The sequence below is a fragment of the Pseudomonas viridiflava genome, assembly GCF_900602065.1.
Taxonomy (GTDB): domain Bacteria; phylum Pseudomonadota; class Gammaproteobacteria; order Pseudomonadales; family Pseudomonadaceae; genus Aquipseudomonas.
In genome coordinates, this window is record NZ_UWFN01000153.1 from 1 (window position 1) to 400 (window position 400).

The window sequence follows — 400 nt, forward strand, 5'->3', positions numbered from 1 at the left end:
TCAATACACGCAGTGCGTAACCCTCTTTGATCATCTGGCCGTGATGTCCATCACAGAAACGTTCACCACGGGAGCAATAAGTCAGGAAGGTCTGAATATCGGCCAGATTTGCCTGTGCAATGTACTCGGGGCTCTCAAGCTTGTCGTAAGGGCGATGGTTGGGATAGTGGGTGTCGCACCAGCAGTCCTTGGCCACCGCTTTGAAAAAGTCGTGCACAACGTCGAAGTAAGTGGGCCAGTACTGACCCTCTTTGTAGATGTGTGTCTCGATTGCAATGCCGTTCGGATAGAGCCTGGGCAGGTAAGACAGCAACTCGTCGATGTCTTCGGGACCTGGAATCGGTTCGCAGGGCAGGCGTGTTTCGACCGAAGGATGCATCAGAAGCAGCGCAGGTTTAAC

1 protein-coding gene is annotated in these 400 nt (G+C 53.2%); it reads right to left on the bottom strand.

Going from position 1 to position 400, the window contains the following annotated elements; genetic code table 11:
- Positions 1 to 400, bottom strand: a 400-nt coding sequence (locus EE949_RS08410; RefSeq protein WP_241152846.1) for a DUF6508 domain-containing protein, incomplete at both ends; no start/stop codon positions are given.